This window comes from Candidatus Saccharibacteria bacterium oral taxon 488 (genome assembly GCA_013100805.1).
Classification (GTDB): domain Bacteria; phylum Patescibacteriota; class Saccharimonadia; order Saccharimonadales; family Saccharimonadaceae; genus Nanosynbacter.
In genome coordinates, this window is record CP040000.1 from 15,917 (window position 1) to 35,602 (window position 19,686).

Consider the following 19,686-nt stretch of genomic DNA (forward strand, 5'->3'; position numbering starts at 1 on the left):
CTAATTTTTCATCGCTTAATCCGTTAAGCCCCTGGGCGGTCAACTCAGCCATTTGTTGCTGGCTAAAGCTAACTGAATTTGCACCATGTTGCTCCATTTGATCAATGGCGTTCGTACCCATCTCGAACAGCCCCGCGTGGTACTCCTGCATACTGGTAAGCGTTTCTGCCATGCGGCGATTGCTAATAGTTCCACCACCCTGAAGGTAATCATACATCTGCTGGGCGCCGTGCTTGCCGGTTGATGCCATTTTTTTGAAAGCAAGATGTTTCAGTGCTTCGTTGTTACCTGCGCCCCTCAATGCAGCAGCTGCATCACCGTTGTATTGATAATCAAGCAGACGCTTTGCTGTCTCGCGCTCTTCGTCATCAACGGCATCTTGACCTTCGGCAGCCAGTCTCCTACCCAAATCTCCTCCGACCCATCGATTGTTTGTTAACTCACTTTTGTTAGCTTTATCGTTAAGATCAGACATCCGATTTCTCCATATGTGATCTATAAGCCCGTCACCCTTCCAGGCCCCGGCTCGTATAAGCTTTTTGCGGCGTGCTATTTGCTTCTTGCGAAAATCTTGCATCTGACCAAGTCGTGAATTGGCATACCTATCTTTTGCCCAGTTTTTGGCGCTGCCACCGAGGCCACCGAGGCGACCGCCGGCGTTGTTGATGTGCTGGCCGATTGCCCCGGCGACGTCGATGGCTTTTTTGAGGACACTCCACACGGCGATGAGCGGCAGGACTTTGATTAGCTCACCAACAATTTGCATGACCGTATTATCAGCATCTGTAGCTCCCGCTTTAACAATTGATCCTGCCAATATACCACCGCCGAATAGCAACCCAACGATTGGAAAGACCATGAGTAGCCCCACAAAGGTTGAGCGCCATTTGCTAAAGAATTTTTCGGTGTTTGGTAGCAGAAAGGCAACAAAAGCTAGCGGTGAGATAACGATAAGGATGACGATGAGAGCCTTGCGGGCAATCAACAGGGCGGCAATAGTCACCATTACGACCAGTCCGGAAACAAGCGCTCCGATCAGAACCGCGAGAGCGAGAACTGCGGCCGTAGCCCCAGCGAGGACGGTTAATGCTATACCTCCCCAGGTTTCGCCTCCCTGTCCTGACTTTAGGACACTATTAGCAGCACTAATACCGTCACCGATACCACCCAGGCCTGCTCGCAGGCCGTAGCCAAGGATATTAGATAAGTCAACGGCAATTTGACAGATGTAAATTGATAAATTTACCAAGATTGCGGCGATGATGAGCCGTGGCAGCATCTTTTTAATGCCGTAGTTTGAGATGCCAAAGCCGGTGAGCTGAGAGATGATGATTGCTAAGAACATAATGATGAACGCACCATTGGCAATGTTACGCATGATCCCCCAAGCTGCCTGTACCTCACCTCCAGAGGCAAGGCCCGGCTCAATCTTTAGGAAGTTGTCGGCGATCATGGCGAAAGCCGCGTCTGCTATACGTGCCATAAAATTAATCACCGGGCAAACAAGCCAGCCGAGCTCCTTAACGGCGCAGTCGGGTCTGTCACTACTACCGTTCTCGCTCTGACCAGAGGGGGTGTCGGCGCTTATATTAGAAAGAGAGCTTTTTATATCATCTTCAGAATACCCTGATTGTTTTTTCAGACAATCAACATATTCACTAGAGTTTGCCACGTTGCCACTTGATGGCAGCTTATCCTTACAGGCACTCATCCAGCTGTCAACTTGTTGTTTACATATTTGCTCCGCTGGCCCTCCGGCGCCTCCGCCACTTTTCTCAATACATTTTTTTAGGAGGGCGTCATAAACGGCCTTGCGGGTATTATCGGCGGCCTCGGTTTTTGCTGATTTTGCGGCTGCTTCAGCGTTGTTTGATGCCCACTGTGCAATTTGCCCACATGACATCATTGAGCTTGCGCCTCGTGGTGCATTGTAGGGTGATGCGATATCTTGGAACATTGGAATATTTTTATTAGCATCAGGGATATAGTAATACCCATAGGCTGTTGAGCCATCGGTTAGAGCAACGGCTATTTTTTTATTACGCTGGTCGGCTTTAATATCGTTACTTGCGGCGTCATCTCCGCTGTCATACCCCCTCCACTCCGCCTTGCATCCAGCGTTTTGCTTTGTTAATAGTGTTGCCATCGCCATAGAGTAGTTGACTGACGCTGAATCAAACTTAAGACTCCTGCCGGCCTTTTTCTCAAGAACCTCAACCGCATACTTGTCTCTGTCAGTTGGTATATTCCACTTACTACCGCTATATTCTGGCTTAACGATATTGCTAATACAGTCAAGGTTGGCGTCGTCTCGCCATTCCCCTTTTAACGCACAGAACATGTCGGTAAAAGAACTGTAGCCAAAGGCGTCTCGTGCGGCTGCAACCGTTTGCTTACAATCAAACTTCGCATCTCCGTCTGGATCAAGAACCGGACTGACGTGTGGAACATGTATACCCCCCCAGTCGCCACTGGCAACATTTCCGGCGCTGAGATTATCCCCAAAACCGAGATTATTGCTAATGCAACTACCCATAGCAAGAGCAAGTGTGCGCTGCTTCACCTGGGGGAGGTATGGAGAATAATCAAGGTGCGCCCGAGCCGCGTTAGCAGTCGGCGACAGCGCAAAGAACGTCATGAGCATCGGAACGACTAATAGTGCGGCAAGTCCGATTAGAACGGGGCGAATACGTTTATGCGAGGTTTTCTTTTGCGCAAGCATTATGTATAGTATAGTATCACGCTTATACTATGATTTCAAAAGAGAGGCTCCGAGTGGCCTCTCTTTTGAGGTGTTATTTAATTGTGGCGATACGGCCATGCCTTTTAATTAATCGAGAGTAGACTTAAGATCGCTAACCTCGTTGTCAACGATTCGCCACAAGCCATTGTCTATCACAACCCTCCAAGCCATACCAAGAATTGTGCCGGTGGTTTCTGCCTTGGTAAAAATCTGGAGCCCTTCTGTTGGTAGCGCTTTACCAGTCTTTGTATCCACAACGGGTTTGGCACTACAAAACCTTGGCTTAAGAATCGGAAACATATTTGAGCCGGGCACTTCATGTTTGTAGCTCGATTTTTCTTTCTCGTCTTTAGCTTCTAGAAGTGTCGCTATGGCCTTTTTGCCGTCGTACGCTGGGCCCGGTATCTTTCCATTACGTAACATATCGTTTAGGACGGATATTCTTAACTCAGGATTGCCATAGATTGCCGCAGATGCTACATATCTCGCAAAGTTAGGGTCCCACGGACCAACATCGAAAGCCGCGACCACAGGAAGAAATAGCTTGCCCGCGACTTCTTCGGGGGAATCTGTTGGTGATGCGGGTATTCCGTAAAATTCACCAGGTTTAATCCCCGTTGATGGATTATATAAACTATTATTTGGGTTATGTATGATTCCCCACGCCTCTGCAAGAAGAAACTCTTCCCTACATGGTAACAAGCGCTCTTCGTCCGTAAGTCTAGCAAACCCTTCGGGGGTCATGTTTGCATACTTTTCTCTAACCTGCTTATATCTTTTTTCAGCCAAGTCTTTTGGATCAATAGTCTCAGACGGTGATGGTGAGGCGGATGGTGACTCTGATGGTGAGGCGCTCTGTGTAGAGTAATCTGGGGGAACGGCTGTCCGATCTCTTTCACCACAACCGGTAAACAGTATAGCTGCTCCGCCAACCAGTCCGGCCAACACTCCGCGACGAGATAAGTCTTTTGTTTCTAATGAACTACTTGGGTCACAGCTTTCACATGAACGTGCCATAACGCTTGGAGTCCTTTCTCTGGCCTGTGGCCAGTCATAGAGTAGTTTTAATCCACCTCAGAGTAGGTAATGAACTCTGAATAACATCATTGTAACACATTCTGTATATTTAGCAATACCCCCCACGGCAACAAAGTAAATAAAACAACCCTTATGTTTTAGAAAAATGGGTTGTTGAATAACAAAAATCTAATTCTGGCGCGCCCGACCGGATTCGAACCGGCGATCTCCTCCGTGACAGGGAGGCGTGATAGGCCAACTTCACTACGGGCGCATAACTTTCCGTATGATAGCAAACTTTTATGACTTTTTCAAGAAATTGTTTGCATTTTTCCCGTCACTATTTTACAATTTAGGGTAAGAGATCCGTTATGACAAAAAGAAATATTTTCATCACCGCTATCTTTCTCGCAACCATTATCTGCGGCGTCGTGCTGTCTGGTATGTCTGCGTTCGCTGATACTGAATGCGGCGGCGCAAAGACCTCGATTATTAATTGTGGCGGTGCGACTGGCGATACTGCTATTCTCGGTATCATCAAAATGGTTATCCAGATCATGACTGCTGGTATCGGCATCTTGGCGGTCGGTACGGTGATATATGGCGGTATTCTCTATTCTGCGTCTGGCGGTAGTCCGGACAATATCAAAAAGGCCAAAGAGCTCTGGGTCAACACCGCCATCGGCCTCATCATATTCGCGTTTTTTGTAGCTATCACCAACTTCCTGATTCCTGGGGGGGTGTTCTGATGAAACACATTGTGATCGCGCTGGGGCTGATGATCGCGGGGTCGTTGATGCTGTCGGTGGTTCAAGCAACACCGGCCAGCGCAGCTTGTGGCGGCAACATCTTGACACTCAAGCCGTGGTACGACGGGCTGACCAAGTCGGATTGTAACCTCAAAGCAATTGTCGACAATAACGATAAGCGCGCCCAAAACGACCCGGGTAATTACGCCACGCTCAACGGCTTTATCTGGCGGGCGATATTGAATGTTGTCGAGGATCTGTTGCAGCTGGCGGGCTTTGTGACGGTCGGCTTTGTGATATACGGCGGCTTTCTATATCTGACCAGTAGCGGTGATGCGAATCAGATGGCTAATGGTATGAAGACGGTGATTAATGCGGCGATCGGCCTAGTGATTGCTATTGCCTCGGTGGCGCTGGTGAATGTCGTGGCTGACGGATTGGGGTTGCCACGGTCATGATGCGATTTGTAGCCGGTGTATTGGGGTCGCCAGATTCGCTGGGCATTCCGACGAACAGTGCTTCGGCGGATGCACTGGGTAACATTCTCAATACGGTGTATTTCTTTGCCGGGGCGATCGCGATTTTGATGTTGGTGCTGGCCGGTATCAATTACGCCAATTCGGGCGGCGACACTAACAAACTTACCAAGGCGAAAAATACCATCCTCGGTACCGTTATCGGCATTATTATCATTCTCTCCGCATTTCTCATTACTAACTTTGTCATTAGTGGCATGAAAGGATCGGCAATATGAAAAAACTCGTAGTCATTATCGGTGTGATAGCGGCGCTCGTTGCCCCACTAGTGGTGGCATCAAGCGTATCCGCCCAGAGCGTCGACATTTACGGCGCCTGCTCGGGCTCTAGCGGTGAAGTCTGTAAAAACCGTGGCGCGACGGTGCAGCCGCTGTTTAAGAATCTCATCAATGCTATCTTGCTCATCCTCGGCGCCATTTCTGTCATCATGATCATCATCGGTGGCTTTCAGTATGTGACCTCGGCCGGCGACTCTAATAAGGTTAAAACTGCCAAGTCGACCATCATGTACGCGGTGATTGGTGTCGCCGTAGCGCTTCTATCGTATGCCATTGTTGATTTTGTGTTTGGCAAAATATAAGAAAAAAGGAGAAATGTATGAAACGATATAGAAAAACCCTCGTAGCCGCCGTCTTGTCATTAGCGGTTGCTGCCGTGGCTGTCGTCATGCCGATCGCCCTGCCATCCGCGTCGGCCCAATTTAAGAGCGGTTTGGATGCAGCTCGAACACAGGAGATGAGTACGAAGCCTATCGGTACCACTATTGGCGAGGTGGTTAATATCTTTCTTTATTTCGTCGGTGCGGTGGCGGTTATCGTTGTGATCTGGGGCGGTTTTCAGTACATTACCTCGTCAGGCGATAGCCAGAAAGCGACCACTGCTAAAAACACCATCATGTACGCGGTGATTGGTATCGTTGTGGTGGTCATGTCGTACGCTATCGTTAACTGGGTCTTTGGCTTGTTTAAGTAGCTAAATGATGATAGAATAACAGCTGAAATGACATTAACCCTAAACAAGGAAGCAATAAATGAACAAACTTAAAGTTATCATCGCTGGTGTGCTCGCTGTGACGGTGCTGGCATTTGCGACAGTGCCGGTGGCGAACGCACAATATAACCTTAGAAATGGCGCAGATGCCGCCAAGGGCGACGGTGCCGCTAACGGTGTTGATAGGCCAAATGATCTTGTTAAGAATGTTGTCAATGGCATCCTCTACTTTGTTGGTATTCTGTCGGTGATTATGTTGATCTGGGGCGGCATCCTTTACACGACCTCATCTGGTGACTCGAGTAAGGTGACTACCGCCAAAAATACCATCATGTACGCGGTGATTGGTCTGGTGGTGGCGATCTTTGCTTATGCTATCGTTAACTTCGTACTGGTTACTTCCACTGGCGTTGGCTCGTAGGGATCACGTTAGGTCTTTATAAACCCCCGGCGCTTCCGGGGGTTTAGTTTTTATTGCGGTTTTAACAATTAAACACTGGTTCATCTTTTGAATTAGAGAACCTGGATTTTCTTGGCACGTTCTTGTTTAATTTTCTCAAAAGTGATGGTGAGCACGCCATCTTTGAGTTCGGCCTTGACGCCTTCTTCGTTGACCGCGACGGGCAGCGCCAGGGTACGGCTAAATTCGCCCCAGTAGCATTCTTGGATATGCCAGTTCTTGACATCGGTCTCGTCGCCGCTTGATAGGGTGCCGCTGATCGTGAGGATGCCGTCCGAGATGCTGACATCTAGGTCGTTACGATCAACACCAGCCGTCCGGGCTTTGATAATAAGTTCGGTTTCTGATTCAAACACATCGACTGCCAGCTGCCCCATCAAATCATCTGCTTCGTCCTCCCAATCATCATCAGGGGTGGGCGCTGCGGTAGCCGGTGCTGCTGCGGGTGCGGCTGGTTGCGGCGCGTCATTAGCCAGATCATCATTCAAGAAAGCTGCAGTTAGCTCATCCTCAATTAACAAATCGTCATTTTTGCGTGCCATGTTTCCTCCGCCTTTATAGGCTGATTGACAATATCATCTATTAGTATAACGGTTATGTGCGCTATAATCAAGAGTGAAAGGCGAAAAAGCGAAAAATGCCTATTGATACGCTATTATCATATATCGCGCCGCATTATTGTTATGGTTGTGGTGCGACTGGCTCGCTTTTGTGTCGGTCGTGTCTTGAGGCGGTGAAGCGGAGCCGCCATCAGGTCTGTGTGATTTGTGGACAGCCGTGCGCCAGTGGCAATGTGTGTCGGCGACATGCCCTGCCCTACGAGGCGCTCGACTGTGTGCTGTGGCGGCGAGGTGCGGTGGCGCGGCTGATTGATGATTATAAGTTTCACCGCGTACGTGCCGCCAGTGGGGTGTTGGCTAGACTCCTAGACGAATTGCTTCCAGAATACGACGCCTCGACGGTGGTTGTACCGGTGCCGACGGCCCCTGCCAATATTCGTAAGCGCGGCTATGATCATATGTTGCTGGTTGCTCGGCAATTTGCCCGGCGGCGGGGACTGAGGGTCGAGCGACCCTTGGTCAGACAGACGAATGTGACGCAGCATTATGCTCACTCGGCGGCTGAGCGTCGAAAGCAGGCACAGCAGTTTTTCCGGGCGCGTGGCGCTCGGGCTGATGTTCCCTATCTGATCTTGGATGATATTTTCACCACTGGCTCAACGATTGCAGCGGCAGCCCAAACGCTACAAGTGGCTGGTGCGCGGGACATTCGCGTGGGGATTGTCGCTCGCCATAGGAACGATAAAAAGGCTACTACAAAGACGCCGCCACGTCCTAGTCGTGATGATACGAACCACCCCGAGCGATCTCTTGGGCGCGGTACAGCTGCTCGGCGAGAATGAGCCGTACCAGCTGGTGCGGAAATACCAGGCGTGATAGCGACCAAACGATGTCAGCTCGCCAGTGAAGCATCTCGGTGACGCCATAGGCCCCGCCAATGATGATAACGATGTGCTGATCGGTGTGATCGAGAATGAGCTGCGATAGTTCTGGCGAGTTCAGGTTACGGCCACGTTCATCGAGGAGGATGACGAAGTCGTGCGGCCTGAGACGAGATATCAGGCGCTCTGACTCGTCCTGGCGCGCCCTGTCGCCGATTTAGCCGGAATGTGGGATGATGATCATTTCTGCGGTGAATGGCGCTCTAAGGCGCTCTAAAAAGCGCTTAATGCCTGGCTCTACCCAGGGCTCGTGCCGCTTGCCGATGGTGAGAATAGTAATTTTCATGTGCGCGCTTTCGGTAGGGCGTTATTATCATGCAAGATGGCTTCGGCGGTTGCCTTGGCGATTTGGTGGTGGACATGGGTGGTCGGATGGCCCACGTCGTCACCTCCAGTTACCACACCAAGACCAAACGTGGCGCAAGCATCGACGTTCTTTGGCGGCTCGACCAAGGTGATCCGCGGTTCGTGCATGCCAGCCACAACGTCGCGGATAGCTTGATTGACCGTCTCGATAAAGCTGGCGACAAAATGATCGGTATCGTTATTGATAATCGTTGGACAGATGTCGCATGGCTGAATGGGTGTGGTATAGAGGTTGATGTATAGCTGGGCGTTGGGGGCATGTTCAAGGATAGAGCGGTAGGCTTGCTCAAGCGACTGACGATATTCGTCCGAGTACAGTCGGCGAAAGACGTCGATATACATCTCGCTGCGCGTACCACACCGTTCGTGCAGGCAGGCGTCGAACACTACGTTAAGGTCAATCATGTTTGCGCCAAGCGTCAGCGTAACAATATCGGTTTCAGGGCCAAGGGCATTGATTTGCGGTGGCTGGTCGTCAAACTGCTGGCCGGAGATATGCTCTGGCCCGGCGCCACGACAGGCCACGAGGGTAATGTTATCTGAAGGAATGCCAAACGCTTTGAGTTGCCGCGCATAAGCTTCGGGTGAGCGCCGGCACTCCGTTGTTGTGTCGTCGTAATTTCCCAGCCCTGCCCCGCTGGCGACTGAATCACCCATGCCGACGACGTAGGTGTGCTTTGCTTGCTCGGGCGAGATGTTTGGGTGGCTGGACGCTGATAGCGCTAATGAAGCGAGGGCCACTATCGTAGCGACCCCCCGTTTGGCTAATGTTTCTAATCTTTCTCTCATGATGTCGTGTCTGGCGGAAGGGGAGGGATTCGAACCCTCGGTACGTGTTAGCGCACGCCGGTTTTCAAGACCGGTACCTTCAACCACTCGGTCACCCTTCCAATTAATCGTAGCGACTGGATTCTGGCGGAGAGAGAGGGATTCGAACCCTCGATGAGTTGCCCCATACCGCTTTTCGAGAGCGGCCAGTTCAACCACTCCTGCACCTCTCCAAATTAAAATGGTACACCCGGCACGATTCGAACGTACGACCTTTGGCTCCGCAAGCCAACGCTCTATCCAGCTGAGCTACGGGTGCATACAGCCTTTCGGAAATCCGATTGGCTATAACAAAAATATAAAGAACTTTCAATGCCAGCGGCAATGAACTTTTGTATTCTAGCACACCTGTTAACTCGGGGCAAGCTATAGCCTGATGATCCGAATGAGCTTCTCCAGTGCATCCGGCGCGATTTCTTGCATCGGCAGCCGCGCCCCTAGCATGTCAACGATCGCTTCACCCTCGGCCTCAGAAAAATAGATGGTCAGTGCTGGCGAGAATCGCTTGACGGGCAGTAACATTGCCGAGTGTTGATCGCCGTCTTGACTTAGCCCAAAGGCCCGAAACTCACTAAAATCATACAAACGGTCGGCGACGTAAACCCCCTTGGGGCTGATGGCGTAATTAATCATCACTGACGGTCGTGACCGAAGTAATATGAGTGCCGCCGCCATAATCGGTAGCAAAATTGTGAATGTCCAGCTATTAAAAACAAAAATCGCCAGCGCCATCAGAGCGAGCACCACGAAACCAACAGCGATATACCAGCCCGTTGTGCGGTGGATTTGCATACCCTCAGGGGCTTGCCAGGCGATAGGCTGCGACAAATCAGTTGTCGGCTGGGCCGCATCTTGTTGAGTATTTTCGGTATCGGTTACATGTGGCTGCTCTTCCATATGTCTAGTATACCACGAGCGGTATGATCTGCTATACGTCGGTAGAGTTACCACCGAGACCAATTACGGTATTGAGGACAAATTGAATGATGGCGTAAGCAAATAGGGCGATCAGCAGACCAATGACCGCATAGAGAATGGTGTTCTTTGCCGAGGTGACCGCGTCTTTGTTACCACTAGAAACAACGTAGCGAAAACCACCAAAGATCAGCATTACCACAGCGAGAATACCGATGAAATAGAGCATGATGTTGATAATTTTTTTCACCAACGAGCTGTCACCGTTAGTTAAGTTGGTTGGCACGCCGTCGCCACGCGCGTCATTGATGCCACGAGTGACGCCGCCCTCGCCGAGCGCGAACGCTGGAGTGCTCAAAACTACCGTGCCGACACCGATGGTCAACATGATACTAACGATACTTGCGAAAAACCTCTTCATGCGCGTTATTATCCTCTTTCTTGGGTTTATTGTCAAGTTTTGCGGCCCGCCTGTCAGCCGCGGGGCTAGCCAAGCCACTACTTCTATGATACACTATTTTTGGCTCATGGAGGAGTACCCAAGTGGCTGAAGGGGACGGTTTGCTAAATCGTTAGTACGGGGAGACCTGTAGCGGGAGTTCGAATCTCCCCTCCTCCGCCAGAGTTATGCCGCTCTCGTCTCGGTTTATCCGGGACTTATTTTATTTTGTCAGTATGCGGAATGGGTGTCGATCGGGAATTCTGGACAGACAGCACCATCTAAATCAGGAAATATTATTGACAAATTAAAAACCTTATGCTATTATCCTAACATTGCTATGGTTAGATCCATAGAGATAAACATAAAAAGAATATGAAATATTTATCACACATTCTCACTACTGCCACCATGGCACTCGGCCTATCGACCAGCCTCGGCGTGTTTTTGCATGACACGAATGTTGACAAAGCGGTTATTTCTGCGTGGCGGGCTATGAAAGATACATATCAGGTCGATGATGACCACCACAGCAAGCCGCATTCCTCACCGCATACTCACTCTGACCATCATGACTTTTCGGGGGCACTAAAAGACGGGCAAACCCACCCGCGGACGACACCGCGCAGCGCTGATCGTAAACACCTACACACCAAGCTTGTCAGCCGCGGTGGTGATAGTGACATTGACGGGCATCGACTGATGGTCGATCCGATTAGCGTGAGCTGATGACTTCGAGTTCGCTGATAAAGCGCTGGATGAGCTTTTCTTGCTCAGCTAGCTGTTGGCGAGTTTCCTCAACGAGATAAGCTGGTGCCTTTTCGACATAGGTTGAGTTATCTAGTCGTGCCTGGAGGTTTGACAGGGCTCGTCGCGCTTCGTTTAGCCGCACTTCCAGATCGGTCTGGTGCTGATAGAGCGTCTTCTCGTCAATATCCAGCCACGCTTCTCTGTTTGCTGCCGCGAGCCTAAGGCCCCGCGGCTGGTCGGTGTGTGCAATTGACTCCAGACGCATGAGGTGTTTTATGGTGTCTTGATTATCAGCGATGAGGCTGTCATTACCGTATAACAAGCGGTATTTCTTGTTGCCCGGCAGCTCAGCGATTACCCAGCGGCCTTCGGCGACCAGCGTCTTCAGCTGCTCAAACTGCTCAGCAGCGATAGGGTCGAACTTTTCTGGGGTCGGCCAGTGGTCGCGCATTAAAATGCCGTCGGTGTAATTAAGCGTCTGCCAAATCGTCTCGGTGACGAATGGCGCGAATGGATGAGCGATTTTCAGGCTAGTTGCCAGCGCCCATGACAGTAATGGGCGGTTGATAGCGGTTTTTGACGATTCGATATACCAATCGGCTAGGTCGTCCCAAATAGCGTGATAGACTGTGTCCGCGGCTTCAGAAAAGCGGTATTGCTCCAAGCGGACGGCGATGTTATTGGCGGCGTCGTTCAGCTGGCGGATAATCCAGTGGTCGGCTGGCGTCTGCAGCTCCAGGTCAACGATTTGGTGTTCGTCGCCGATTTGCGCCTCGACGAAGCGTGCGATATTCCACAGCTTATTACAGAAATTACGAGCAGCGATGACCGCGCCCTTGTTGAAGGCTTGGTGCTGGGCCGGCGCGCGGCCAGCGATGATGCCCATGCGAGTGGCGTCCGAGCCAAATTCTGAGACTAATTCCATTGGATTGATGACATTGCCCTTGGATTTGGACATTTTTTGATTGTGCTCATCATTGACCATACCGTGCAGATAAACATCCTTGAACGGTAGTTTGCCGGTGCGGTACAGGCTGAGCATAATCATGCGCGCTACCCACGCTCGCATAATGTCCATGCCAGTTTCCATCAGGCTGGTTGGGAAATATTTGGCTAGTTCCCCGCCGTTTAGGTAATCGGTAACGATGTACGGCCACTGTCCAGACGAAAACCAGGTGTCAAAGGTGTCCTCTTCCCTGATATATGTTGTACCATTTACAACTATCTTTCGTTCGTCAGTGTGGATGTTGAATATCCAATCGCGCGGGTCGCTTTCATTGACGAATGCGGGAATCGGGATGCCCCACGGGATTTGCCGGGAGATATTCCAATCTTTCAATTGCTTGAGATAAGCGATGAGCTCTTTGCGCTTGGCAGCTGGATAAAAGGTAATCTCTTCCCTCTCTAAGGCTTCAATGGCTGGCTGAGCCAACGGCTGCATTTTAATAAACCACTGCTCCTTAACCATCGGCTCGATGACGCTGCCGCATTTGTAACAATGTCCGACGGCATGTTCAATGTCTGTTTCGCCGCGGCGCAGCTCCAATGATTCCAAGGCCGCCAACACGCGAGTGCGGGCTTCTGCCGGCGTCAGGCCTAGGAATTGTGGCGGTACGTTGACCATCTTGCCTTCTTGGCTGATGATTTGTTTGAGCGGCAGGTTGTGGCGCTGGGCCATCTCGAAGTCGTTCGGGTCGTGTGCCGGTGTAATTTTCACTGCGCCAGTGCCATAGTCCATATCGACGTACTCGTCAGCGATAATCGGGATTTCCTCGTCGGTGATTGGCAATAAAATTCGCGTGCCGATGAGATGTTTGTAACGCTCGTCATCCGGGTGAACGGCTACTGCTACGTCGCCCAACATAGTTTCTGGCCGCGTGGTGGCGACTACGATTTCGCCGATTTTATCCAGTGTCGGGTAAGCAATTTGCCACAACTTCCCTTTTTCATTTTTATGCTCAACTTCAATGTCGGCGAAGCTGGTTTGGTGTTTGGTGCAATAATTAACGATCCGCTCACCGCGGTAAACTAGTCCGTCATCCCACATCTTTTTGAACGTCTCGTACACTGTAGCGATGACTTTATCGTCCAGCGTAAAGGTCAAATGCTGCCAAGAGGCGCTGACGCCTAGAGCTCGCAGCTGCAATTCCATGTTGCCGCGTTTTTCTTCCACAAACTTCCAAACCTGGTCGTATAGTTGTTCACGTGAAAAGTCAAAGCGGCTTTTTCCCCGTTTGGCTAGCTCTTTTTCATAAACTACCCACGTCTCAAAGCCAGCATGGTCTGCCCCAGGAATAAATACTGCATCATCGCCTTTCATGCGGTGATAGCGAATCATAATATCCTTCAAATTCATGTCCAGGGCATGGCCAATGTGCAAGTTACCATTGGCGTTGGGCGGCGGCATGACGATGGAGTACGGTCTGCCGGTGCCAGTCGGCTCTAATGCGCCGCTGGTTTCCCACATGGCATAAATGTTTGGTTCGTAATCGTTTGGGGTGTATTGTTTGGCTAGTTGCATGAATAATTCCTACTTTTCACGTGAAAAGCGAGCATCGCTACCGTCAAGATTTTTCACGTGAAAACTCAGACAATAGGCGTAAGATATCTCTCCACGCGGTTATATTACCAAGCCAATTATACCACAGAAAAAGGGGCGGCAAAACCGCGGACGATGCCTGGCTGGGGGTGTTAACGCAGCGCTTGGTAGGCGCGGTACAGCCAGTAGCGACTGCGCTGTAATGGCAAATCCCAAGCGCCAGCAAAGGTGATGTCGTGTCCGCCAAATGAGCGTTTGAATTTGGTGAAGCCAGCCCATGGATGGTTTTTGTCGGCGCCGTCGGGGGCAATGCCGTAGAGGTCGGCTTTGGTTAATCCGCGCTGCTGAGCGTCAATGATTGCCTCGGCCAGCAGGGCAGTGCCAGCGTTAAGTTTGCGGTGAGCTGGGTCTGACGAGGCGCCAGCGTGGGCGTAATATAGCGTGTCGCTGCTGTGGTAAAACAGGGCAGCGGCGATGGGCTGATCATCAAGCGCGGCGTAGTACAGCGTGGCGGCGCCGAGTGGGAAGAGGGTGGTTGCTTGCTGTCGAAAATAACTATCAGGGTGCGGCGTAATGCCGCGCTGCCGGGCGACTTGGTGGACAAATTTCAGTAAGATATCAATGTCGTGCGGGTCGGTCGAGCGGTGGACGGCGACACCTTTTTTATGATAATTGCGGTACACATTACGAACTGGCTGCGCCATATGGGCGATCAGCTGGTCTTGCGGCTGGGTCAGGTCGATGACGTGCGAATGCTCGGGCTGGAGTTTTTGGTAGGTGACCTTTTTCCAGCCGTGAGATTTGAGATGCGTGGTAAAGTTAGGGTTGGTTGGCTCAACGCGCAGGAAGGTAGCGCGGTGTGTTTTGCCAAGTTGAGTTAAGGAATTAAGGGCTGCCGCTAGCGAATGTTCATCATCGGCAGCCGGGCCGTACGGGCAATACAGGCGGGAATTGCCGGTGCTGCGCTCCAAAACAGCCAGATATTCCCAACCCGGGCCGCTATCGCGAAAGGTGGTGCGGCCGAGTGACTCTTGAAAGGCTTGCCAGGCGGTTGATTGTAAAAAATGTTGGTTCATGTTGTAATCCTCACAACGTTAGCTTGCTGTCATTGATAAACTTGGCTGGACTTCCAGGTCGTACGGGTCGGCGGGCTGGTCGATGTGGGCGCGGAAATAGCCGAGCGCGGCGATCATGGCAGCGTTGTCGGTGCAGAGCTGGATCGGTGCATACTCGATGGTGATGGGCAAGGCCCGGCGCAGCTGGCGGCGTAATTCTTGGTTGGCGGCGACGCCGCCGGCGATGACGACGGAAGCGGGCTGGAAATTGTCATAGGCTTTTTTAGTCTTATCGACCAGGGTTTTAACGGCGGTGTATTGGAAACTGGCTGCCATATTATGCCTCAGTTTATCGTTTACCAGCCTTGGAAGCTCGTGCGACGGAAAGGTGAAGTCTTTGCCCACCTCGCGCTGAACGGTCCTCAGAACGGCTGTCTTGAGGCCAGAGAAGGAAAAATCGTACTCGCCATCAAGCTTGGCGATGGGCAGGTGAAAAGCGTGGGGATCGCCGAGCTCGGCTGCTTTGGCGATGGCAGGGCCGCCAGGGTAGGGCAGGCCAATGATTTTAGCGGCCTTGTCGAACGCCTCGCCGACGGCGTCGTCCTGGGTTTGGCCGATTAGTTGGTAGTCGCCGTGATTTTGGAATAGGACAAGCTGCGAGTGTCCGCCAGAGACGATGAGGGCGAGGAGGGGGAAGGTGGGTTGATGGTGTGGTAAAGACAGCGCCAAATCGCTAGAATTAACAACGGCTTCCGCACGCCGAGATGCTTTCTCGTCAGATTCTTTGGCGACTGCGGGACTCGCTTTGCTCAAACAGTCCTCGTCTCGCAAGGAATCTGACAAGCTCGCCTCTCGGGTTTGTGCAGATGTTGTTAATTCCAGCAATTTGGCATGTTTTGAGCCTCTCTTTTTCTGTTCGGTGATAAAATTAGCATACACATGCGCCTCGACATGGTGTATCTTGTAAAGCGGTTTATCGTGAATGATGGCGAGGGTGCGGGCAGCGAGCGTGCCGATGAGCAGCGAGCCGATCAGCCCGGGCGCGTAGGTGACGGCGATGGCGTCGATATCGTCCCAAGTGCAATCAGCGTCGGACAGGGCTTTTTTGATGACCGGGTTAATAACCTCCAGATGGCTGCGGGCGGCAATCTCCGGGATGACGCCGCCGTATTCGGCATGGATGTCGATTTGGGAATTGACCACATTAGAAAGCAAGCGTTCGCCGTCTTCAACGACCGCCGCCGCTGTTTCGTCGCAGCTGGACTCGATTCCCAAAATCCTCATTTGCTTTTATTATAGCAAATATAAGTGGTAAAATAGGGATATGAAAGCCACATTGGTGAAATTTGTGAGGAAGGTGCTGCCGGGCGGGATGCTGCGGCGGTTAGAAAATGGGTATCGGCGGTTGCGTGTCAAGCTGGTTAGCGCGCGGTATGGTAATCCGTCAAAGCACCTCAGGGTGATCGCGGTGACGGGGACAAATGGCAAGACGACAACGTCGTGCTATATCAATGAGATTTTGAAAGAAGCTCATTTCACGACCGCGATGTTTACCACAGCGGTGATCGAGGTGGCGGGTGAGCGAAAACTTAACGACCTCAATGCCACGGTGGCGAGTACGGCGCGGATGCAGCGGTTTTTCCGCGACGCCAGGCGGGCGAACGCTGACTACGTGGTGCTGGAGGTGACGAGTCATGCGCTGGATCAGCACAAGCTGGACGGCGTGCCGATCGAGGCGGCAGTGATGACGAATCTGACGCAGGATCACCTCGACTATCACAAGACAATGGAAGAGTACGCAGCGGCCAAGAGCAAACTATTTCAGCTGCGCCCACGGTTTATCGTGCTCAACCGCGATGATGAGTGGTATGACTATTTCAATCAGTTTGTCGCCAGCGAGCAAAAGATGACGTACGGTCGAAGCGCGGAGGCTGAGGCAAAAATTACCCACGTCAAGTTATACCGCAAGGGCACCGAGGCTGATGTGGTGCTGGATCATCAGACACACTTGGAGCTAGCGACGAATCTGCCGGGCGAGTTCAACGTGATGAATATGACGGCCGCGACGACGCTGGCGTATTTATTGGGCGTCAAGCTGGAGGACATCCAGGAAGGCGTAGCCAATGTCGAAGCGGTGCCAGGGCGGTTTGAGCGAGCGGTTGAGGGGCTAGGCTATGACGTGATCGTTGATTATGCTCATACGCCGGATGCGCTGGAAAAACTGTTGGCGGCGGCCCGCGGCATCACCAAGCAGCGGGTGATCTTGGTGTTCGGGGCGTGTGGTGATCGTGATCAGGGCAAGCGGCCGATTATGGGCGAGATCGCGGCGCGTGGGGCGGATCGGATTTTCCTGACTGACGAGGAGAGCTATAACGAAGATCCGGAGCAAATTCGACGGATGTTGATGGAGGGAATTGAGCGCGGTCGCGGCGACGCGAAAACGACGGAGATTGCCGACCGGCGCCAGGCAATTGAGCGGGCGCTTGGCTGTGCCAAGAAGGGCGATATGGTGCTGATCACCGGCATGGGCCACGAGCAATATCGGATCGTCAATGGTCAGCGGCTGCCGTGGAATGATGGCCAGGTGGTACGCGAGATCGTTGGTCAGGAACGGGCGGCGTGAGGTATGCGACTACTATTGGTAACCAGAGGGATTCCCGGCTCTGGTAAGTCGACGTTTCTTGCGGAGCAGGGGCTTGATAATTATACGTTGTCGCCGGACGTGATACGGCTGATGCTGGCGTCACCGCAGCTGATGATTGACGGGCAAACGACTATGCCGTCGCGTCAGGATGCAATGGTGTGGCGGCTACTACACGAGATGCTGGAGCAGCGTATGACGCGGGGTGAGACGACGGTGGTTGATGCAACGCACACGACACCGAATTATTTCAAGACGTATGGCGAGCTGTGTCGGAAATATCGCTACCGGCTGGTGGTGATTGATTTTGCCGATGTGCCGCTGGCGGTATGTCAGCAGCGTAATAAAGAGCGGCCGAGGCATAAGGTGGTGCCGAGTAGTGTGCTTGAGCGTATGCATCGGCGGCTGCAGCAGAGTTCGCTGCCGAAATGGGTGACGGTGGTACGGACAGCCGAGGAGGTGAATCAACTGCTTACTAATCGGCCGGAGAACGTTGATAGGTATCGGGCGATTCATCATATCGGCGATGTGCAGGGGTGTTTTACGCCGCTCAAGGAATATTTCGAGCGGTATCCGCTTCGGGATGATGAACTGTATATTTTTGTCGGCGACCTATTAGATCGCGGCACGGAGAATGATGCGGTGATGCGATTTGTTTGTGACGAGTTGCTTGACCGACCAAACGTGCGGTTCGTCGAGGGCAATCACGAGCTATATCTCTGGCAGTGGGCAACCGATCAGCCGGTTGCGGCGCGGGTATTTAGCGAACAAACGCAGCCGCAGCTGGAGGTGGCAGGCATTGATAAGCGCAAGGTAGCGCGGCTGATGCGGCGGATGGATCAATATATTTTGTACCAATTTCGAGGTCAAACCGTCTTGGTGACGCATGGCGGGCTCAGTACGCTGCCGGAGCGGTTACCATTGGTGGCGGCCAACCAGCTGATCCACGGCGTGGGGGCCTATGACGAGGCTGGGGCGGTGGATGATGCATTTATGGCGCAGACTGATGACGCGACGTTTCAGGTTCATGGACATCGCAACAGGCAAAATTATCCTACGCGCTACAACGAACGGTGCTACAATTTGGAGGGAAAGGTTGAGTTTGGCGGCGAGTTGCGAACAGTGCGGCTGGACGAGAACGGCATGACGCCGATCGCTATTCAAAACCAACGAGCAGCAGCGCGGCTGTATCCGGAAAACGCAGCGTTCCTAAGCCAGCTGCGACAGAATCGCTACATTCGTGAATCGATCCTGCCGGGTGATATCAGCTCGTTTAATTTCAAGCCCGAGGCATTTTATCGCCAAGCATGGACGACGCAGACGATGCGGGCGCGCGGACTGTTTCTCAATACGCTGACGAACGAGATCGTGATTCGGGCCTATGATAAGTTTTTTAACATTGGCGAGCGGCGCGATACTGAACTAGCGGCGCTGGAGCAGACGATGACCTTTCCGGTGCGGGCGTGGGTGAAGGAGAATGGCTTTTTAGGATTAGTCGGGTATGATTCGGCGGCGGGCGGGCTGGTGATTGCGTCAAAGTCGACGACCGAGGGTGACTATGCGGCGGCTTTTCGACGTGAGTTTTTAGAGCAATTTCGAGACCAGCTACCGTATATTACTGATTATCTGCGCCGTCATAACGCGTGTCTATTGTTTGAGGTGGTGTTGCCGCGATTTGATCCGCATATTATCGCGTATGAGTCAGATAAGTTAGTACTGCTCGATATCGTCAAGCGGCAGGTTGCATACGAGGTGGTCGACCGGCAGGAGCGGGAGCGATTTGCGCGCGAGATCGGGGTGAACAACAAGCGTCTGGCAGCGGAGTTCTCATCGTGGAGCGAGTTCGCGGCGTGGCTTGATCAGCTTCAAGGTATGGCGTATCAGTGGCGGGGCGAGTGGATTGAGGGTTTTGTAATTGAAGATGCTGGTGGCCATCAGGTTAAGGTCAAGCTTGATTATTATACCTTTTGGCGGCAGATGCGAACAGCGCTGGAGGCACTGCAGGCTGGTCGGCAGCCATCAACGAGGCCCGACTGCCCTGACCCGGCGCTGGCAGTACGGGTAATTGAATATATGCGGCAGCTGCCTGCCGAGGAATTGGCGCGGCTGGACATCATCGCGCTGCGGCGACGGTTTGAGTAGGCGAGTGGCTGGTTT

General features: G+C 52.1%; 18 protein-coding genes, 5 tRNA genes and 2 pseudogenes. 11 read left to right on the forward strand and 14 right to left on the reverse strand.

From position 1 onward, the window contains the following. Positions 1-823: 823 nt before the first annotated feature. The 3 genes and pseudogenes from FBF27_00060 to FBF27_00070 all read right to left on the reverse strand — a co-directional run bounded on the left by FBF27_00060 (position 824) and on the right by FBF27_00070 (position 4,034). Positions 824-1,093, reverse strand: a pseudogene (locus tag FBF27_00060) (hypothetical protein). A gap of 1,737 nt (positions 1,094-2,830) precedes the next feature. Next, the gene (locus FBF27_00065; GenBank protein ID QJU08832.1) at positions 2,831-3,760 is read right to left on the reverse strand and encodes a hypothetical protein; all 930 of its coding nucleotides are present in this window, start codon (positions 3,758-3,760) and stop codon (positions 2,831-2,833) included. Positions 3,761-3,956: 196 nt separating this feature from the next. Then, positions 3,957-4,034 (reverse strand) — tRNA-Asp (locus FBF27_00070). 97 nt (positions 4,035-4,131) lie between these two features. Here FBF27_00070 and FBF27_00075 point away from each other — a divergent pair. From FBF27_00075 to FBF27_00100, 6 genes are read left to right on the forward strand one after another with little or no spacing between them, the layout of a single operon-like run. Further along, positions 4,132-4,509: a hypothetical protein gene (locus FBF27_00075; GenBank protein QJU08833.1), complete on the forward strand. Its 378-nt coding sequence runs from the start codon at positions 4,132-4,134 to the stop codon at positions 4,507-4,509. Beyond that, entirely contained in the window at positions 4,509-4,967 is a 459-nt protein-coding gene (locus FBF27_00080; protein QJU08834.1) for a hypothetical protein, read from the forward strand. Before FBF27_00075 ends, FBF27_00080 begins: the two co-directional genes overlap by 1 nt. After that, entirely contained in the window at positions 4,964-5,263 is a 300-nt protein-coding gene (locus FBF27_00085; GenBank protein QJU08835.1) for a hypothetical protein, read from the forward strand. Before FBF27_00080 ends, FBF27_00085 begins: the two co-directional genes overlap by 4 nt. Beyond that, on the forward strand, positions 5,260-5,625 hold the full coding sequence (locus FBF27_00090; GenBank protein QJU08836.1) for a hypothetical protein: 366 nt from the start codon (positions 5,260-5,262) through the stop codon (positions 5,623-5,625). Before FBF27_00085 ends, FBF27_00090 begins: the two co-directional genes overlap by 4 nt. 17 nt (positions 5,626-5,642) lie before the next feature. Further along, the gene (locus FBF27_00095) at positions 5,643-6,017 is read left to right on the forward strand and encodes a hypothetical protein (protein ID QJU08837.1); all 375 of its coding nucleotides are present in this window, start codon (positions 5,643-5,645) and stop codon (positions 6,015-6,017) included. Between the two features lie 58 nt (positions 6,018-6,075). Continuing rightward, complete coding sequence (locus FBF27_00100) at positions 6,076-6,456, forward strand: hypothetical protein (GenBank protein ID QJU08838.1); 381 nt, start codon at positions 6,076-6,078, stop codon at positions 6,454-6,456. Positions 6,457-6,548: 92 nt separating this feature from the next. On the opposite strand, the gene FBF27_00105 is transcribed toward FBF27_00100, so the two are convergent. Next, positions 6,549-7,037 (reverse strand): Hsp20/alpha crystallin family protein, encoded by a 489-nt coding sequence (locus FBF27_00105; protein QJU08839.1) that lies wholly within the window; start codon positions 7,035-7,037, stop codon positions 6,549-6,551. A 95-nt stretch (positions 7,038-7,132) separates the two neighbouring features. Here FBF27_00105 and FBF27_00110 point away from each other — a divergent pair, with 95 nt between their 5' ends. Continuing rightward, the gene (locus FBF27_00110) at positions 7,133-7,897 is read left to right on the forward strand and encodes a ComF family protein (GenBank protein ID QJU08840.1); all 765 of its coding nucleotides are present in this window, start codon (positions 7,133-7,135) and stop codon (positions 7,895-7,897) included. Here FBF27_00110 and FBF27_00115 read toward each other — a convergent pair. The 7 genes and pseudogenes from FBF27_00115 to FBF27_00145 all read right to left on the reverse strand — a co-directional run bounded on the left by FBF27_00115 (position 7,830) and on the right by FBF27_00145 (position 10,526). Continuing rightward, positions 7,830-8,282, reverse strand: a pseudogene (locus FBF27_00115) (23S rRNA (pseudouridine(1915)-N(3))-methyltransferase RlmH). The gene FBF27_00110 and the pseudogene FBF27_00115 overlap by 68 nt on opposite strands. Then, positions 8,279-9,151, reverse strand: a complete 873-nt coding sequence (locus tag FBF27_00120) for an SGNH/GDSL hydrolase family protein (protein QJU08841.1) — start codon at positions 9,149-9,151, stop codon at positions 8,279-8,281. The pseudogene FBF27_00115 and the gene FBF27_00120 overlap by 4 nt, the downstream one beginning before the upstream one ends. A gap of 11 nt (positions 9,152-9,162) precedes the next feature. Next, positions 9,163-9,252: transfer RNA gene (locus FBF27_00125), tRNA-Ser, on the reverse strand. 23 nt (positions 9,253-9,275) lie between these two features. After that, a tRNA-Ser gene (locus FBF27_00130) sits at positions 9,276-9,363 on the reverse strand. Between the two features lie 9 nt (positions 9,364-9,372). Continuing rightward, positions 9,373-9,449: transfer RNA gene (locus FBF27_00135), tRNA-Arg, on the reverse strand. Positions 9,450-9,556: 107 nt separating this feature from the next. Next, positions 9,557-10,087, reverse strand: coding sequence for a hypothetical protein (locus FBF27_00140; protein ID QJU08842.1), 531 nt, complete (start codon positions 10,085-10,087; stop codon positions 9,557-9,559). Between the two features lie 31 nt (positions 10,088-10,118). Then, positions 10,119-10,526 carry a hypothetical protein gene (locus FBF27_00145; GenBank protein ID QJU08843.1) on the reverse strand — a complete coding sequence of 136 codons (408 nt, stop codon included), beginning with the start codon at positions 10,524-10,526 and terminating at the stop codon, positions 10,119-10,121. 108 nt (positions 10,527-10,634) lie between these two features. On the opposite strand from FBF27_00145, the gene FBF27_00150 reads away from it, so the two are divergent. Together FBF27_00150 and FBF27_00155 are read left to right on the forward strand one after the other, a co-directional pair. Then, a tRNA-Ser gene (locus FBF27_00150) sits at positions 10,635-10,727 on the forward strand. Between the two features lie 192 nt (positions 10,728-10,919). Continuing rightward, a complete protein-coding gene (locus FBF27_00155) occupies positions 10,920-11,273 on the forward strand; it encodes a hypothetical protein (GenBank protein QJU08844.1) in 354 nt (117 codons plus the stop codon). Here FBF27_00155 and FBF27_00160 read toward each other — a convergent pair. The 3 genes from FBF27_00160 to FBF27_00170 all read right to left on the reverse strand — a co-directional run bounded on the left by FBF27_00160 (position 11,260) and on the right by FBF27_00170 (position 16,172). After that, a complete protein-coding gene (locus FBF27_00160) occupies positions 11,260-13,815 on the reverse strand; it encodes a valine--tRNA ligase (protein QJU08845.1) in 2,556 nt (851 codons plus the stop codon). The two genes, FBF27_00155 and FBF27_00160, sit on opposite strands and share 14 nt — an antisense overlap. A 170-nt stretch (positions 13,816-13,985) precedes the next feature. Then, positions 13,986-14,909 (reverse strand): peptidoglycan bridge formation glycyltransferase FemA/FemB family protein, encoded by a 924-nt coding sequence (locus FBF27_00165; protein ID QJU08846.1) that lies wholly within the window; start codon positions 14,907-14,909, stop codon positions 13,986-13,988. An 18-nt stretch (positions 14,910-14,927) separates the two neighbouring features. Further along, positions 14,928-16,172 carry a tRNA (adenosine(37)-N6)-threonylcarbamoyltransferase complex transferase subunit TsaD gene (locus FBF27_00170; GenBank protein ID QJU08847.1) on the reverse strand — a complete coding sequence of 415 codons (1,245 nt, stop codon included), beginning with the start codon at positions 16,170-16,172 and terminating at the stop codon, positions 14,928-14,930. A gap of 40 nt (positions 16,173-16,212) precedes the next feature. On the opposite strand from FBF27_00170, the gene FBF27_00175 reads away from it, so the two are divergent. Then, entirely contained in the window at positions 16,213-17,511 is a 1,299-nt protein-coding gene (locus FBF27_00175) for a UDP-N-acetylmuramoyl-L-alanyl-D-glutamate--2,6-diaminopimelate ligase (protein ID QJU08848.1), read from the forward strand. A gap of 3 nt (positions 17,512-17,514) precedes the next feature. After that, entirely contained in the window at positions 17,515-19,671 is a 2,157-nt protein-coding gene (locus tag FBF27_00180; protein QJU08849.1) for a hypothetical protein, read from the forward strand. Positions 19,672-19,686 lie beyond the last annotated feature (15 nt).

Bases quoted from the DNA above. Each gene is read 5' to 3' on its own strand.
- FBF27_00065 (QJU08832.1), bottom strand. From the start codon at position 3,760: ATGGCACGTTCATGTGAAAGCTGTGACCCAAGTAGTTCATTAGAAACA.
- FBF27_00075 (QJU08833.1), top strand. From the start codon at position 4,132: ATGACAAAAAGAAATATTTTCATCACCGCTATCTTTCTCGCAACCATT.
- FBF27_00080 (QJU08834.1), top strand. From the start codon at position 4,509: ATGAAACACATTGTGATCGCGCTGGGGCTGATGATCGCGGGGTCGTTG.
- FBF27_00085 (QJU08835.1), top strand. From the start codon at position 4,964: ATGATGCGATTTGTAGCCGGTGTATTGGGGTCGCCAGATTCGCTGGGC.
- FBF27_00090 (QJU08836.1), top strand. From the start codon at position 5,260: ATGAAAAAACTCGTAGTCATTATCGGTGTGATAGCGGCGCTCGTTGCC.
- FBF27_00095 (QJU08837.1), top strand. From the start codon at position 5,643: ATGAAACGATATAGAAAAACCCTCGTAGCCGCCGTCTTGTCATTAGCG.
- FBF27_00100 (QJU08838.1), top strand. From the start codon at position 6,076: ATGAACAAACTTAAAGTTATCATCGCTGGTGTGCTCGCTGTGACGGTG.
- FBF27_00105 (QJU08839.1), bottom strand. From the start codon at position 7,037: ATGGCACGCAAAAATGACGATTTGTTAATTGAGGATGAGCTAACTGCA.
- FBF27_00110 (QJU08840.1), top strand. From the start codon at position 7,133: ATGCCTATTGATACGCTATTATCATATATCGCGCCGCATTATTGTTAT.
- FBF27_00120 (QJU08841.1), bottom strand. From the start codon at position 9,151: ATGAGAGAAAGATTAGAAACATTAGCCAAACGGGGGGTCGCTACGATA.
- FBF27_00140 (QJU08842.1), bottom strand. From the start codon at position 10,087: ATGGAAGAGCAGCCACATGTAACCGATACCGAAAATACTCAACAAGAT.
- FBF27_00145 (QJU08843.1), bottom strand. From the start codon at position 10,526: ATGAAGAGGTTTTTCGCAAGTATCGTTAGTATCATGTTGACCATCGGT.
- FBF27_00155 (QJU08844.1), top strand. From the start codon at position 10,920: ATGAAATATTTATCACACATTCTCACTACTGCCACCATGGCACTCGGC.
- FBF27_00160 (QJU08845.1), bottom strand. From the start codon at position 13,815: ATGCAACTAGCCAAACAATACACCCCAAACGATTACGAACCAAACATT.
- FBF27_00165 (QJU08846.1), bottom strand. From the start codon at position 14,909: ATGAACCAACATTTTTTACAATCAACCGCCTGGCAAGCCTTTCAAGAG.
- FBF27_00170 (QJU08847.1), bottom strand. From the start codon at position 16,172: ATGAGGATTTTGGGAATCGAGTCCAGCTGCGACGAAACAGCGGCGGCG.
- FBF27_00175 (QJU08848.1), top strand. From the start codon at position 16,213: ATGAAAGCCACATTGGTGAAATTTGTGAGGAAGGTGCTGCCGGGCGGG.
- FBF27_00180 (QJU08849.1), top strand. From the start codon at position 17,515: ATGCGACTACTATTGGTAACCAGAGGGATTCCCGGCTCTGGTAAGTCG.